11 protein-coding genes and 1 pseudogene are annotated in these 16,084 nt (G+C 49.5%); 5 read left to right on the forward strand and 7 right to left on the reverse strand.

The features are described from left to right. The first annotated feature begins 14 nt into the window (after window positions 1-14). Genes surA through apaH form a run of 5 tightly spaced genes read left to right on the forward strand, consistent with a single transcriptional unit; the run spans window position 15 to window position 4,375 of the window. On the forward strand, window positions 15-1,313 hold the full coding sequence (gene surA, locus JK211_RS01970) for a peptidylprolyl isomerase SurA (protein ID WP_212706996.1): 1,299 nt from the start codon (window positions 15-17) through the stop codon (window positions 1,311-1,313). Continuing rightward, a complete protein-coding gene (gene pdxA, locus JK211_RS01975; RefSeq protein ID WP_212706997.1) occupies window positions 1,306-2,298 on the forward strand; it encodes a 4-hydroxythreonine-4-phosphate dehydrogenase PdxA in 993 nt (330 codons plus the stop codon). The genes surA and pdxA overlap by 8 nt, the downstream gene beginning before the upstream one ends. Continuing rightward, the gene (gene rsmA / locus JK211_RS01980) at window positions 2,291-3,115 is read left to right on the forward strand and encodes a 16S rRNA (adenine(1518)-N(6)/adenine(1519)-N(6))-dimethyltransferase RsmA (RefSeq protein ID WP_212706998.1); all 825 of its coding nucleotides are present in this window, start codon (window positions 2,291-2,293) and stop codon (window positions 3,113-3,115) included. Before pdxA ends, rsmA begins: the two co-directional genes overlap by 8 nt. A 3-nt stretch (window positions 3,116-3,118) precedes the next feature. Continuing rightward, a complete protein-coding gene (gene apaG / locus JK211_RS01985; RefSeq protein WP_212706999.1) occupies window positions 3,119-3,496 on the forward strand; it encodes a Co2+/Mg2+ efflux protein ApaG in 378 nt (125 codons plus the stop codon). A 54-nt stretch (window positions 3,497-3,550) separates the two neighbouring features. Then, complete coding sequence (gene apaH, locus JK211_RS01990; protein ID WP_212707000.1) at window positions 3,551-4,375, forward strand: bis(5'-nucleosyl)-tetraphosphatase (symmetrical) ApaH; 825 nt, start codon at window positions 3,551-3,553, stop codon at window positions 4,373-4,375. A 49-nt stretch (window positions 4,376-4,424) separates the two neighbouring features. On the opposite strand, the gene JK211_RS01995 is transcribed toward apaH, so the two are convergent. The 7 genes and pseudogenes from JK211_RS01995 to carA all read right to left on the reverse strand — a co-directional run bounded on the left by JK211_RS01995 (window position 4,425) and on the right by carA (window position 15,727). Then, the gene (locus JK211_RS01995) at window positions 4,425-5,816 is read right to left on the reverse strand and encodes a family 1 glycosylhydrolase (protein WP_212707001.1); all 1,392 of its coding nucleotides are present in this window, start codon (window positions 5,814-5,816) and stop codon (window positions 4,425-4,427) included. 144 nt (window positions 5,817-5,960) lie between these two features. Then, window positions 5,961-7,340, reverse strand: a pseudogene (locus JK211_RS02000) (PTS transporter subunit EIIC); the annotation flags it as partial. A 511-nt stretch (window positions 7,341-7,851) separates the two neighbouring features. Beyond that, window positions 7,852-8,334: a type 3 dihydrofolate reductase gene (gene folA, locus JK211_RS02005; protein WP_212707003.1), complete on the reverse strand. Its 483-nt coding sequence runs from the start codon at window positions 8,332-8,334 to the stop codon at window positions 7,852-7,854. Window positions 8,335-8,537: 203 nt separating this feature from the next. Next, window positions 8,538-9,683: a porin gene (locus JK211_RS02010; protein WP_212707004.1), complete on the reverse strand. Its 1,146-nt coding sequence runs from the start codon at window positions 9,681-9,683 to the stop codon at window positions 8,538-8,540. 272 nt (window positions 9,684-9,955) lie between these two features. Next, window positions 9,956-11,044, reverse strand: a complete 1,089-nt coding sequence (locus JK211_RS02015; RefSeq protein ID WP_249213248.1) for a porin — start codon at window positions 11,042-11,044, stop codon at window positions 9,956-9,958. A 294-nt stretch (window positions 11,045-11,338) separates the two neighbouring features. Continuing rightward, a complete protein-coding gene (gene carB / locus JK211_RS02020; RefSeq protein ID WP_212707006.1) occupies window positions 11,339-14,563 on the reverse strand; it encodes a carbamoyl-phosphate synthase large subunit in 3,225 nt (1,074 codons plus the stop codon). A 15-nt stretch (window positions 14,564-14,578) separates the two neighbouring features. Next, window positions 14,579-15,727: a glutamine-hydrolyzing carbamoyl-phosphate synthase small subunit gene (carA, locus tag JK211_RS02025; protein WP_212707007.1), complete on the reverse strand. Its 1,149-nt coding sequence runs from the start codon at window positions 15,725-15,727 to the stop codon at window positions 14,579-14,581. Window positions 15,728-16,084: the final 357 nt, after the last annotated feature.

The following is a 16,084-nucleotide window of genomic DNA, read 5'->3' on the forward strand; positions in this document are numbered from 1 at the left end:
ACGATGGATAAAGTATGAAGAACTGGAGAATGCTGATTCTGGGTGCAGCAATGACTGCAACAACTGCGACTGCGATTGCGGCACCACAGATGATTGATAAAGTCGCAGCTGTAGTAAATAACGGTGTTGTTTTAGAAAGCGACATCGACAATATGATGAGTACCGTGAAAACTCAGGCAAAAGAAGCCGGCCAGCAATTACCCGATGATCAGACACTGCATCATCAGATCCTTGAACGGGAAATTATGGACAGCATAATTTCCCAGATGGGACAGCGTGCCGGTATTCAAATCAGCGATCAGGAGCTTGACCAGGCTATCGGCAATATTGCGGCACAGAACCATATGACCCTCGATCAGCTGCGCAGCCGACTGAGCTACGACGGTGTTGATTACAATACCTACCGCAGCCAGATCCGTAAAGAAATGCTGATTTCTACGGTACGCAACAATGAGGTCAGAAGCCGTATCACTATTCTTCCTCAGGAAGTTGATAATCTGGCAAAACAGATTGCTGACCAGAACGTGCCGGGGACTGAACTTAATCTGAGCATGATCCTGCTGCCTCTGCCGGAAAATCCGACTCAGCAACAGGTCGACGATGAAGAAGCACTGGCGAAAAAACTGGTCGGTGAACTGAAGAAAGGGGCTGACTTCGGTAAGATGGCGGTCACCTACTCTGCCGATCCTCAGGCGCTGAAAGGCGGAAATATGGGCTGGGGTAAAATTGAAGAATTGCCAAATCTGTTCAGCCAGGCGCTGAGTACCGCCCGCAAAGGCGATATCGTCGGTCCTATCCGTTCCGGTGTCGGCTTCCATATTCTGAAAGTGAACGACATGCGTGGCGAAACACAAAATGTTTCTGTCACCGAAGTGCATGCCCGCCATATTCTGATCAAAGTATCACCGATCATGAGTGATCAGCAGGCACGTGCAAAAATCCAGCAGCTTTCTGATGAGATCAACAGCGGAAAAATCAGTTTTGCCGATGCCGCGAAACGCTTTTCTGACGATCCCGGTTCAGCGAACCAGGGCGGTGACCTCGGCTGGGCATCACCTAATATTTACGATCCTGCCTTCCGCGATGCGGTAATGAACCTGAAAAAAGGTCAGCTCAGTGCACCGGTCCGTTCTTCTTTTGGCTGGCATCTGATTCAGTTGCTGGATACCCGCAAGGTAGACCGTACTCAGGATGCGGACAAAGACCGCGCCTACCGGATGCTGTTTAACCGTAAATTCGCCGAAGAAGCACAGACCTGGATGCAGGAACAACGTGCTGAAGCGTATGTGAAAGTTCTGGATAACAATGGCTGATATCCCGCGGATAGTGATCACACCCGGTGAACCTGCCGGGATTGGTCCTGATTTAACCGTACAGCTGGCCGCATATGACTGGCCGGCCGAGCTGGTGGTCTGTGCCGACAGACAACTGCTACTGGATCGGGCCGCACAACCTGGTCTGCCTCTGACCCTGTCTGAGTACCGGCCGGATGAACCAGCCCGCCCGCAGAAAGCCGGCAGCTTAACGCTGCTGCAGGTGCCCCTTAATGCTCCGGTAACGGCAGGACATCTGTCGGTGGCTAACAGCGACTATGTGTTACGCAGTTTATCAGCCGCCAGCGATGGCTGCCTGAAGGGAAATTTTTCTGCCCTGGTCACCGGGCCGGTTCATAAAGGGGTTATCAACGATGCCGGTATTCCTTTTACCGGGCATACGGAATTTTTCGCCGACCGCGCAGGTTGCCAGAAAGTAGTGATGATGCTGGCAACCACCGGGTTACGTGTTGCTCTGGCAACCACCCACCTGCCACTGAAAGAGGTGTCGGCGGCGATTACCCGCGATAACCTGCATCAGGTTATTACGATCCTCCATCATGACCTGCAACATAAATTCCATATTCCGCAGCCGCGGATCCTGGTGTGCGGACTGAATCCCCATGCCGGAGAGGGAGGCCATATGGGGCATGAAGAGATCGATGTGATTGAACCAGCCCTCAATGAGCTCCGTCAGCAGGGAATTATGCTGACCGGTCCGCTACCTGCCGATACTCTGTTCCAGCCTAAATATCTGCAAAATGCGGATGCAGTGCTGGCAATGTATCACGATCAGGGATTACCGGTGTTAAAATACCAGGGTTTTGGCCGTGCGGTAAATATTACCCTTGGCCTGCCATTTATCCGGACCTCTGTTGACCATGGCACCGCGCTTGAATTAGCCGGTACCGGGCAGGCAGATCCGGGAAGCTTTATCACGGCGATCAAACTCGCCACTACTATGATTAAGAGCAGTAATGAATAATCGCGTCCACCAGGGGCACTACGCCCGTAAACGTTTCGGGCAAAACTTCCTTAACGACCAGTACATTATCGATAGTATTGTTTCTGCTATCCATCCGCAAAAAAGTGATGCGCTGGTAGAAATCGGCCCGGGTCTCGGGGCACTGACTGAACCTGTCGGTGAAAAACTGGATGCCCTGACCGTGATCGAACTCGATCGTGATCTGGCAGCCCGTTTGCAGACTCATCCGTTCCTCGGTCCGAAGCTGACCCTGTTCCAGCAGGATGCCATGACATTCAACTTCGCAGAACTGGCAGCTGAACGCGGGCAGCCACTGCGGGTGTTTGGTAACCTGCCCTATAATATTTCAACCCCACTGATGTTCCATCTGTTCAGCTACCCGGGTGCTATTAAAGATATGCACTTTATGCTGCAGAAAGAAGTGGTTAACCGACTGGTTGCCGGACCGGGCAGCAAAGCTTACGGACGTCTTACCGTGATGGCGCAATACTATTGTCAGGTGATCCCGGTACTGGAAGTGCCCCCTCATTCCTTTACCCCGCCACCCAAAGTCGACTCCGCGGTGGTGCGTTTGATCCCGCATACGGATTCGCCTTATCCGGCCGTCGATGTGAAAGTCTTAAGCCGTATTACTACCGAAGCCTTTGGCAAGCGCCGTAAAACACTGCGTAACAGCCTCGGCCATTTATTCCCTGAAAGCGTACTGACTGAGCTGGGCATTGATAATAATCTGCGTGCAGAAAACATCAGTATTGCGCAATACTGCCAGCTGGCACACTGGCTGACAGAACATCCGGAACATCCCCGGGAGAGCTGAACCATGAGTGCATCCAGACGCGTTTACGTTAATGTGCAGACATTTTATGTGGCTTCACAGTCACAACCGGAAGCCGGCCGCTATGTTTTTGCCTATACGATTACCATCCGTAATTTAGGCCACAATACGGTCTGTCTGCGTGAGCGCTACTGGCTGATCACCAATGGAGATGGTAACGAAACAGAGGTACGGGGTGAGGGCGTGGTCGGTGAACAACCGGTTATTGCGCCGGGCGAAGAGTACCAGTACACCAGTGGTGCAGTTCTGGAAACCCCGATTGGCACCATGCAAGGGCACTATGTCATGCAGGACGAACAGGGTGAGGAGTTCCATACGCCTGTGCCTGTGTTCCGACTGGCGGTTGCCACCCTCCTCCATTAAACATTTCTGCCGGCCTGTGCTACAGGTCAAATGTTATATGCTGACAGGATTTTCATGAGTACGTATCTGATAGGCGATATTCACGGTTGTTACGCAGAATTCTGCGCGTTACTCGACCAGGTCAGTTTTGACCCGTCTGCCGATGAACTTTGGCTGACCGGGGATCTGGTGGCCCGCGGGCCGGATTCACTGGCGGTGTTACGCAAAGTAAAATCGCTGGGTGATTCTGTTCGTCTGGTGCTCGGTAACCATGATTTGCATATTCTGGCGGTTTACGCCGGAATCAGCCGTAATAAACCCAAAGATAATCTTGCCCCGCTACTGGCGGCGGCTGACTGTGATGAGCTGATTAACTGGCTGCGTCGTCAGCCAGTATTGCAGGTTGATGAAGACAAAAAACTGGTGATGGCTCATGCCGGTATTACCCCTCAATGGGATATCGAGACCGCCAGCAACTGTGCCAGAGAACTGGAAGCCGTTTTAGCCAGCGATACTTATCCGCTATTTCTGGATGCCATGTACGGCGATATGCCAAATAACTGGTCTGAAGAACTGAGCGGTTTGTCTAAGCTCAGGTTCAGCGCCAATGCCCTGACCCGTATGCGCTATTGCTTCCCTAACGGGCAGCTGGATATGATCTGTAAAGATACGCCGGAAAAAGCGATACCGCCGCTCAGGCCCTGGTTTCAGCTGAGCAGTCCGGTACGTGAGAATTACACGATTGTTTTCGGCCACTGGGCATCGCTGGAAGGGAAAGGGACCCCGCAAGGGGTTATTGCACTGGATACCGGCTGCTGCTGGGGCGGCAGCCTGACAATGCTGCGCTGGGAAGATAATCACTATTTCCACCAGCCATCATTCCAGCGTAAAAAGGACTGATGTTTTGTGCTATTGCCCCTTTCCCGTAAAGGGGCAATCAGCACCGGATTTATTTCAATATCGCTCCGCGGCTGGCAATAACTGACTGATACCACCCAAAGCTCTTTTTGCGGTAACGCTGTAAGCTGCCACTGCCATCATCATGGCGATCCACATAAATAAAGCCATAGCGTTTTGACAGTTCACCTTTCGAGGCACTGACTAAATCAATCGGCCCCCAGCTGGTATAACCGAGTATATTCACACCGTCCTCCAGGGCTTCCCTGACCTGCTGTAAATGATCATTCAGGTAGCTTATCCGGTAATCATCGATAACCTGATGATCTTCTGTCAGCTGATCTCTGGCCCCCAACCCGTTTTCAACAATAAACAACGGTTTGTGATAACGATCCCAGAGTAGATTCAGTAATACACGCAGCCCGAGGGGATCGATCTGCCAGCCCCATTCCGATGCAGTCAAATGCGGGTTCGGGATCATATTCAGAATATTTGCCGGACAGGACTGATGCCGGGCAGCATCTGCGCTGGCACACCCGGACATGTAATAGCTGAATGAGACAAAATCCACACTGTGTTTCAGGGCTGCATCATCTTCTTCAGTAATATACAGCCGGATATTATTCTCCCTGAAATAGCGCAGCATATAGCCCGGGTACTCTCCCCTGACCTGAATATCACCAAAAAACAGCCAGTGATGATTTTCCTGCATTGCTACCCACACGTCTGCAGGGCGGCTGGTTAACGGATAGACCAGCCCCCCCAGCAGCATATTACCGATTTTCGCTGCCGGGATAATTTCATGACAGGCTTGTACCGCCAGACCACTGGCCACCAGCTGATGATGAATTGCCTGGTAAATATTGCTCAGGGAGCTGTCTGAAGCAATACCAATACCCGTCACCGGTGCATGAAGTGACATATTGATTTCGTTAAATGTCAGCCATAACTTCACCTGCTCACGGTAGCGTGTAAAAAATACTCTGGCATAATTCATAAAGAAACCAATAAGCTGGCGGTTACCCCATCCCCCGTATTCAGAGACCAGTGCCCAGGGCATCTCGTAATGGGATAAAGTAACCATCGGCTGGATACCGTGCTGCTCTAACTCGGCAAAAATCTTATCGTAATAGGCCAGTCCGGCTTCATTGGGTGTGGTTTCATCGCCACGCGGAAATATACGCGTCCAGGCAATCGACAGGCGCAGACAGCTAAACCCCATTTCGGCAAACAGAGCAATATCCTGCGGATAACGATGATAGAAATCGATCGCAATATCTTTCAGCTGACCGCTGGCCGGCTGGCGCTGATCAATACCGCCAAAAATCCCCTGAGGGTGGACATCCGACGTTGAAAGCCCTTTGCCGTCTTCCTGCCATGCGCCCTCCACCTGGTTTGCCGCAATGGCCCCTCCCCATAAAAATGTTTCCGGAAACAGTTTCATTTATCTCTCCTTAGATAGTCGGTAATCTTTTTCGGGCGCGTTTACTGTCAGGTCAGAGTTATCGCCGCTGCGGGGGCTATTCTGTCACCGGCTTTTCCGTCCCGGACACTGCGAAATCTGTCTGGTATATTATTCCGCAGCACGGATCGCTGAACGTGGGATACCAAACAAAAATGTCAACAGACAGGAAAGGATCAACGCGATCAGGGATCCGGCAATCGCTCCCCATACTGTAAGATCAACCCCTTGCGCCGGGATCATCTGTGCAAAAGAAAATACACTGACTAAACCAAATGACCAGACCTTCACCTGAAACAGGCCGACAATGCCCCCGCCGATACCTCCGGCAATACAGCCAAACAAAAAAGGACGTTTCAGAGGTAAAGTGACACCATAAATAGCAGGTTCGGTGATACCGAAAATCCCCGCAGTCACTGAGGTGCCAGCCAGCATTTTCAGCTGCTTGTCACGGCAGGCAAAGAAAACCCCCAGCGCAGCCCCCGCCTGTCCCAGTACTGCCGGCAGTAATAAAGGGATAATCGTATCGAAGCCCAGAACACTCAGGTTATTAATCGCCACTGGCACCAGCCCCCAGTGCAAACCGAAAATAACGCATACCTGCCAGACTGCACCAAGAAACATTCCTGCAATCCAGGGCGCAATGTCATAGATCCACTGATATCCGCCTGCCAGCAACTGACTGAGCCATGTGGATAATGGGCCAATCACCAGAAATGTCAGCGGAACTATCGCCAGCAAACAAAAAAAAGGCGTGGCAAAATTACGGATGGCGATGGGTAAACGCCGGTGCAGGTGTTTTTCCAGCCAGCAGCAAATCCAGGCTGCAAAAATTATCGGGATCACCGAAGAGCTGTAATTAATAAAGGTCAGCGGGATACCAAAAAAGGTGGCAGCTTCCGTTGATGCACCCGCCTCATTCAGACTCAGGATCAACGGATGTACCAGCGTTCCGCCTGCTGCCATTGTCAGAAACGGTGAACCACCAAACTTTTTACCTGCCGTATAACCTAATACCAGTGGGAAGAAATAAAACAATGCATCACTGGCAGCAAACCATATCTGATAGGTTCCGCTGGCAGGTGATAATATTTCCGTCGCCACGGCCAGCGCCAGAAATCCTTTAAGAATGCCGGAAGCCGCCATAACACTTAATACCGGAGTAAAAATGCCCGAGACCAGATCAATAAATCGTGCCAGCAGATTACCCGCAGGCGGTGTTTTTTCCGTGGCTAATGGTGCCTGTAATACGGGCTCTGCTCTGAGATACTCTTCAATGCACCGGAATACATCACCGACCTGCTGGCCAATTACTACCTGAAACTGACCACCGCTCTCCACCACGGCAATCACCTGCTCAAGGGATTTAATTTTTTCCGCTGCCCCCTGAGGCGGAGTATACAGTTTAAACCGAAGCCGGGTTGCACAATGGACCACTGTATTTATATTTCCCACACCGCCAACAGCTTCAATTATCTGTTCCGCTAATTTCACATATACCGCCATCCTGCTCTCCCTTATTTACTCCGTTATTCCCTTATAAAGCACCTTAATCTGTAATATTCTTATCACTGCATATCGGGTATCCGGCGATGTTTCCCTCCTGAGTTTTGTTTTTTAACTATGAGCTTCCAGTGAATTAATAACCGGAGGTTAATCATAAAAATTAAAATAAATAATAAATAATAAATAATAAATAATAAATAATAATACCAGCAGGAAAAATAAGAACACCTTGCATAATTTTTATGACAAGACTAATTTAACCGCAGGGGAAGTAAACAATTCAGTTTTTTTAATGAAATTATCTTAATCATTGCATGATATTCTGTGGAATGAAAAATAACACTGGTTAAAACTTATTCCACTATTATTTTCAACAGCAATAATTTTTGTGAAGATGATCAAGATATAAAGGCTACAGAGGAGACAACAGCAAACAATAACGACGGGATAACACAGAACTGAACCGGCCGCCTGCGACGCTGATTATCACGGGCGGCCTGATGTGCACAGACTAACGACGGCGCTCGAGGATTTCGAAACAGAAACTGTGGCTATTACTGCTGTCAGCATCATGAAATTCACTGAACACAGATTGCCAGTCGTCCGGGGCATAGTCGGGAAACTGGGTATCTCCCTCAACTTCTGCATCAATATGGGTCAGATACAACCGGTCGGCTTTTTCCAGCATCTGGGCATAAATATTTCCGCCACCAATGATCATGATCTCTGGCACATCCCCCGCCAGTTGTAGCGCTTCATCAGGAGACGCTGCCAGGGTGACCCCCTGTATCTCATCTGCTGAGCGGCTGATCACAATATTCAGTCGTCCGGGTAATGGGCGGCCGATTGACTCAAACGTCCGCCGCCCCATAATTACCGGCTTGTTCAGGGTCTGTTTTTTGAACCAGGCCAGATCTGCCGGCAGGCTCCATGGCATGGTATTGTCCATCCCGATAATACGATCCGCCGCCATGGCAGCAATCAGACTAATCATTACGTTAACCCGCTGGAAAAATTGGCGCCATCATACGGAAAGGTATTCACTTCGTCGATAGGCATCTGAGACTATTTCACTCTGCGCGGTGCGGAGTCGTGATAGCTTATCCATTAATCGCGGAGTCACTTTCGAAAAAGAATGATTAAACAGCAGATTAAGAGAAAATACTCTGCCGCATTGTACTGTGCGGCAGCAGCAGATCAGAAATTATAATAGATACGGACGACGTTCATATTACCCAGATGATCGGTACTGGAGGTTAATACATACTCATAATCGACACGGAATCCATAGTCGAGGTTAAAGGCGACCCCTAAACCATTATCTGTGCGCTGATAGTTGCGGCCGGTGACGAATTGCATCCGGTCGCCCATAAAGTAAGGCTGAACCGACTGTAAGGCATAGCGCTGCACCGGAATATTGTAACCGGCATAATATTCAACGCCCCAGGCATCACCGGCAAAATACCTTTTAACATCAATATTCTGGCTTGGTTCAAAATTCTGATACCAGCCACCTCCCGCTGCCAGCACCCAGTGGCCGGGATGCCAGCTGAACGCTGTACCCAGCAAATTCTGATTATAGTTCTTACTCTGATGTGGCTGCGGATTACGCATTTGTGCTTTGGTATAGTTCCAGGCCATCGCCCAGCTCAGGTCCGGGGTTAACTGATAGTTAAATCCGAGTGACCCACCGCCACGCCGTTTATAACGCAGTCCGTTACCGGGCAGGTAACTGCTGTCTGCAAAAAGATACGCTGCATACAATTCAACGTTACCGATACGGTTTTGATAGCGTAGCTGTTTCCTTGGCCGGTAAGATCCATCATAGTCACCGTTGATACCATTACCCGGCGCCTGACCCAGCATATCGTAATCCCAGATATCTGTTTTTGACCCAATAACATCGTAGTAGATACTGTTGCGCTGGCCGAAAGTCAGTTCGCCCCACTCTTTACTGCGGATCCCTGTGTACATCATTCTGCGGGTAGTGTTTTTATCGTTTTCGGCATAGTGACCACTCCAGTCAAGCAATGCCGGAATATTCACTCCCAGCTCATAGTAGTTAGTCCAGGTCAGATCATTTGTCAGCCGGTAATCTGCGGTAAAACGAAAACGGGTACCGCCATCAAACACATTACGTTTATAGTTTTTTCCTTTACCACTGGTCATATGGTTTAATTGCGGACGGATACTCCCCCCGACCTGAAAGTTTAACCGGCTGAGTAAATCATCTTTCTGCGGATCCGCTTTTAACAGCGTGATTTCGGCATAACTGGTCACAGGCAATGCAGAGGCCAGTACCAGCAGCGTGCCCGGCAGTATAAAATACCAACTGTTATTCATAATTAATCCCGATAATATAAAATATTCTAATTATAAAAATGACGGTTTTTAATAAGTTATCGGGCAGAATGTAGCATGGTTAAATTTTGAGTAATCAGGCAGATAAAACGCATATTTCATCGTTAAATAAGGTAATCGCCGGATAAAAAACAGTAAATCTGTCACAGACCGCAGGATAAAAAAGTGATAGCGGGTAACGTTTCGGAGGGGACGGAGGGAAAGGCCTGTCCGCAGGACAACAGTAAATCTGTTTTACGGACTGGCCATAATACTCAGAAATCGTAACGCAGCCGCACCAGGTTCAGATCACCGATATTATCAGTACTTGAAGTAAAGATATGCTCTGCATCAATACGGAAACCATAAGCCATCTGGAAAGAAATTCCCAGGCCATTATCAATCCGCTGATAATGACGTCCGCTGACAAATTGCAGACGATCCCCCATCACATAAGGCTGGATCGTTTTTATCCCATAGTGTTTGATATGGAATTTATAGCCGGCAAAATATTCAGTGCCCCAGCTACTACCGGCAAAGTAATTCTCGATAGTCACTTTTTTGGTCGGTGCAAAGTTCTGATACCAGCCTCCGCCCATCGCAAATATCCAGTTATCAGGCTTCCAGCTTAAGGCGGTGCCCAGCAGGTTCTGATTGTAGTCGCGACTTTGGCCGGTGGCAGGATTGCGCATCGCCGCTTTGGTATAACTCCAGGCAACCCCCCAGCTCAGCTGCGGGGTAATATGATAGTCAGCCCCTAAAGATCCGCCGCCCTGGCGCTTATAAGCCAGCCCGTTGCCCGGATAATAATTATTGTCGGTAAACAGATAACCTGCATAAACATCCACAGGGCCAACCGATTTTTCATATTTCAACAGCTTACGGGCCCGATGGGTACCATCATAGTCACCATTGATCCCAACCCCCGGTCCCTGGGCCAGCATATCGTCATCCCAGATATCCGTTTTTGCTCCGACCACATCGTAGTAAATGCTGTTTTGCTGCCCGAAAGTCAGACGGCCCCATGTTTTACTTTCCAGCCCCGTATACATCTGTCGGCGGGTGGTATTATGCGCGCCGGGCTGATAATGGTGGTCCCATTTTAATACTGCCGGAATATTAACGCCCGGTTCGTAATAGTTAATCCAGCTCAGATCCGGGTTAATACGGTAACGGGCCCCGAAACGGAACCGGCTGCCGCCATCAAAACCATTGCGCTTATATGACTTATCATCCACCCCTGTCGAGTGATTAAACTGTGGCCGGATACTGCCGCCCACGGTTAAATCGAGCCGGCTCAAAGGATTATCTGCCGGTAGCGGTGGAATTACATGAATATCTGCCTGACCGGCAACCGGTATCATTGAAATAAGTACCAGGCCGCCGCGAACAGACTGACTCAGCCAGTTTTTTCTCATCTGGATTATCCATAAATATAAATAATAATTTAAACGAATTGTTCTCACGGAGATTATCGGGGTAAAGATAAATACCAGATAACTCAATGCTATTTATTGAATATAAAAAACAGGAAAGCAGAAAATGACAGATGATCCTGTCAGAAAGTTAAATTTTTTTAAATGGTATAACGTGCGTTTTGATGATTTTTACTGAAATGATAAGCGACCCTGCAATCAGGGCCGCTTATTTAAGGCAGGTCAGGCATTAATTTCGGCGTGCATTTCCTGAACAGAAATCACCCGTTCGGTCGGATCGGCATTCAGTGCCATTGCTGTGGCAAAACCACCATTCAGGGTCGTGTCGTAATGCACTTTATACTGCAGTGCACTGCGTCTGATCAGGCGTGAATCTTCTATCGCCTGGCGTCCGGCCGTGGTATTAACAATATAGCTGTATTCACCATTTTTCAGACGGTCCTGAATATGCGGTCGCCCTTCATGTACTTTATTCACCAGCCGCGGGTTAATCCCTGCTTCACCCAGGACCACTGCCGTACCGTGTGTCGCATCCAGTTCATAACCATATTTCATTAATTTGGCTGCCAGGTCGACAACCCGCTTTTTGTCGCCTTCACGCACGGATAACAGTGCACGTCCTGACTTTTTCATCATCGACTGTGAACCCAGCATAGCCTTAGAGAAAGCTTCTGCAAAGGTACGACCGACGCCCATAACCTCACCGGTAGAACGCATTTCCGGACCGAGGATCGGGTCAACTCCCGGGAATTTGTTAAACGGTAATACCACTTCTTTTACCGAATAATAAGGAGGAATTATCTCTTTGGTGACACCCTGCGCCGCCAGTGTTTTACCGGCCATAACACGTGCTGCAACTTTGGCTAATGGCACACCGGTGGCTTTAGAAACAAAAGGTACTGTACGGGCTGCACGCGGGTTAACTTCAATCAGATAGACTTCGTTATCCTTAACGGCAAACTGCACATTCATCAGACCGCGAACATTCAGTTCAAATGCCAGATTTTTTACCTGCTCACGCATTACGTCCTGAATCTGCTGGCTTAAGGTATACGCCGGCAGTGAACAGGCTGAGTCACCGGAGTGAACACCGGCCTGCTCAATGTGTTCCATAATTCCGCCAATCAGTACCTGTTCACCATCGCAGATAGCATCGACATCGACTTCGACAGCATCATCCAGGAAGCGATCCAGTAACACAGGCGCATCATTTGACACAGACACGGCGGTCATAAAATAGCGTTTCAGGTCGATTTCGTCATACACAATTTCCATTGCCCGGCCGCCCAGTACATAAGAAGGGCGAACCACTAACGGATAACCAATCGAAACGGCTTTCTCAACGGCCTGTTCCAGGGCTGTGACGGTTGCATTTGCCGGTTGTTTTAATGCCAGACGCTCAACGGCATGCTGGAAACGTTCACGGTCTTCGGCACGGTCGATAGCATCAGGGCTGGTGCCAATGACCGGGACACCGGCGGCTTCCAGAGCACGGGCCAGTTTAAGTGGTGTCTGGCCGCCGTACTGAACAATCACCCCTTTGGGCTGTTCAATACGAACAATCTCCAGCACATCTTCCAGGGTCACAGGCTCAAAGTACAGACGGTCAGAGGTATCGTAATCGGTAGAGACCGTTTCAGGGTTACAGTTAACCATAATGGTTTCGTAACCATCTTCACGTAATGCCAGTGAAGCGTGGACGCAGCAATAGTCGAATTCAATACCCTGACCAATACGGTTCGGGCCACCGCCAAGGATCATGATTTTTTCACGATCAGTATTCGGGCTGGCTTCGCACTCTTCTTCATAAGTTGAGTACATGTAAGCCGTGTCCGTCGCGAACTCTGCCGCACAGGTATCCACCCGCTTATAGACCGGATACAGATTATATTGCTGACGAAGTTTACGGACTTCATGTTCCGCTACTCCCGCCAGTTGTGCCAGCCGGAGGTCAGCAAAACCTTTACGCTTCAGCTGACGCAGGAAGTCGTAGTTCAGGCCATTCAGTCCCTGACGGGCAACCTGCTCTTCCAGACGAACCAGTTCTTCAATCTGCACCAGGAACCAGCGGTCGATATTGGTCAGATTAAACACACCATCAACTGACATCCCCAGACGGAACGCATCAGCGATATACCAGATACGGTCACTGCCGGCATCTTTCAGTTCACGGCGAATGCGGGTCAGTGCATCAGCCTCTTCCGGATCCACTTTCGGGTCAAATCCACAGGCACCGACTTCCAGGCCACGTAATGCCTTTTGCATGGATTCCTGGAAGGTACGGCCAATCGCCATGACTTCACCCACTGACTTCATTTGCGTGGTCAGACGGTCATTACTGCCGGCAAATTTTTCGAAGTTAAAGCGAGGGATTTTGGTCACGACATAGTCGATAGAAGGTTCGAATGACGCCGGTGTCAGCCCCCCGGTAATATCATTCATCAGTTCATCGAGGGTATAGCCAACCGCCAGCTTAGCGGCAATTTTAGCAATCGGGAAGCCGGTGGCTTTTGACGCCAGCGCCGAAGAACGTGACACCCTTGGGTTCATTTCGATAACAATCAAACGACCATTTTCCGGGTTTACCGAGAACTGGACGTTAGAACCACCGGTTTCCACACCAATCTCACGCAGTACGGCCATCGAGGCATTACGCATGATCTGATACTCTTTATCGGTCAGGGTCTGAGCCGGCGCAACGGTGATTGAGTCACCCGTATGGATCCCCATGGCATCGAAGTTTTCAATCGAGCAGACAATGATACAGTTATCATTTTTGTCACGAACAACTTCCATTTCATACTCTTTCCAGCCAATCAGCGACTCATCAATCAGCAGCTCATTGGTCGGAGACAGATCCAGTCCGCGTTCACAGATTTCTTCAAACTCTTCGCGGTTATACGCGATACCGCCACCGGTGCCCCCCATCGTAAAGGAAGGACGAATAATGCACGGAAAACCAACCTCAGCAGCCACTTTTAAGGCTTCGTCCATGGTATGGGCAATCCCGGAACGGGCAGTATCCAGTCCGATGCTTTTCATCGCTTTATCAAAACGGCGGCGATCTTCTGCTTTATCAATCGCATCGGCGGTTGCACCAATCATGGTAACGCCAAATTCTTCCAGAACCCCCTGTCTTTCCAGCTCCAGCGCACAGTTCAGTGCGGTCTGGCCACCCATGGTCGGCAGCACAGCATCAGGACGTTCTTTTTCTATGATTTTACGTACCACTTCCCAGTGGATTGGCTCAATATAGGTCGCATCCGCCATTTCCGGGTCAGTCATTATGGTTGCCGGATTCGAGTTCACCAGCACCACACGGTAACCTTCTTCACGCAGGGCTTTACAGGCCTGGGCTCCGGAATAGTCGAACTCACAGGCTTGTCCGATAACAATAGGACCGGCACCAAGGATCAGGATCGATTTTATATCTGTACGTTTTGGCATTTATTAGCTCCTGGATTACCTGTTACCGGAACGGAAAGTATTAATTAATTCAATGAAGTGATCGAACAGCGGTGCCGCATCATGCGGTCCGGGGCTCGCTTCAGGGTGTCCCTGGAAACTGAAAGCTGGCTTATCCGTGCGATGGATACCTTGTACCGTGTGGTCAAACAGGGATTTATGGGTCACCCGTAAACATGACGGAAGATTCTGCTCATCAACGGCAAAACCGTGGTTCTGTGCGGTAATCATCACCACATCACGATCCAGGTCTTTGACCGGGTGGTTACCGCCATGGTGACCCAGTTTCATTTTTACGGTCGCGGCACCACTGGCCAGGGCTAATAACTGGTGTCCGAGGCAAATACCAAACAGCGGGATATCGGTTTCGAGGAATTGTTTAATCGCGCTGATAGCATAGTCACAAGGTTCCGGGTCACCGGGACCATTAGATAAGAAAATACCATCCGGATTCATTTTCAGCACTTCATCTGCCGGGGTCTGCGCCGGAACAACCGTCAGACGCACCCCGCGGTCAGCCAGCATACGCAGAATATTACGCTTAGCACCAAAATCGTAGGCGACTACATGGTAAGGCAGTTCACTGTCAGCCTTAGGGGCCGGTAGTCCATCGTTCAGTGTCCAGCTGCCCTGTGTCCACGGATATGCTTTATCGGTGGTTACTTCTTTCGCTAAATCCATGCCTTTCAGGCCCGGGAAGTTTTTCGCCTGCTGTAGTGCCGCAGCGACATCCGGGTTATCACCGGCAATAATGCAGCCATTCTGTGCGCCCTTTTCCCGCAGTAAACGGGTCAGTTTACGGGTATCAATATCAGCAATAGCGACAATGTTATGACGGGAAAGATAGGCTGAAAGGTCTTCGGTGCTGCGGTAGTTGCTGGCAATCAGGGGCAGGTCGCGAATAACTAATCCCTGCGCATGTACCCGGGATGACTCTTCGTCAGCGGGATTAGTACCAACATTACCGATATGGGGATAAGTAAGAGTGACGATCTGGCGGGAATAGGAAGGATCAGTAAGAATTTCTTGATAACCGGTCATTGACGTATTGAAAACGACCTCTCCCACTGCCGATCCGCTGGCCCCAATGGCCCGACCGTGGAACTCGGTTCCGTCTTCCAGAACCAGGATTGCTGACTTAATCAAAACTTCCTCCGGGGAATAAATAGTCACTATACCTGCATATTAATTCATTATTGATACCTGAATCAATCCAAAAAACACCTGAAAGGTCTAATTTTGGCAAATTGGGCGCATTCTAATGACCAGCCCTGCTTATGTCCAGTCTGAAAGGTAATATTATTAGTTTTTTTAACCCACTGATGGCAAAAATATACTGACAGGGTTAAAAACAGGGGATTGCTGGCCGTTTAAAACGATTGCCTGATAAGAAGCATAGCAGAAAGCGGGAAAACTGGTAATTTCAGACCAAATGGTCCGAAAAATCAGTTGGAGACAATATAAAAATAATAGAAAACAAATGAAAATAAAGGCTACGCAATA

The organism is Tatumella sp. JGM130 (assembly GCF_018257525.1).
In the GTDB taxonomy this organism is placed as follows: domain Bacteria; phylum Pseudomonadota; class Gammaproteobacteria; order Enterobacterales; family Enterobacteriaceae; genus Tatumella; species Tatumella punctata.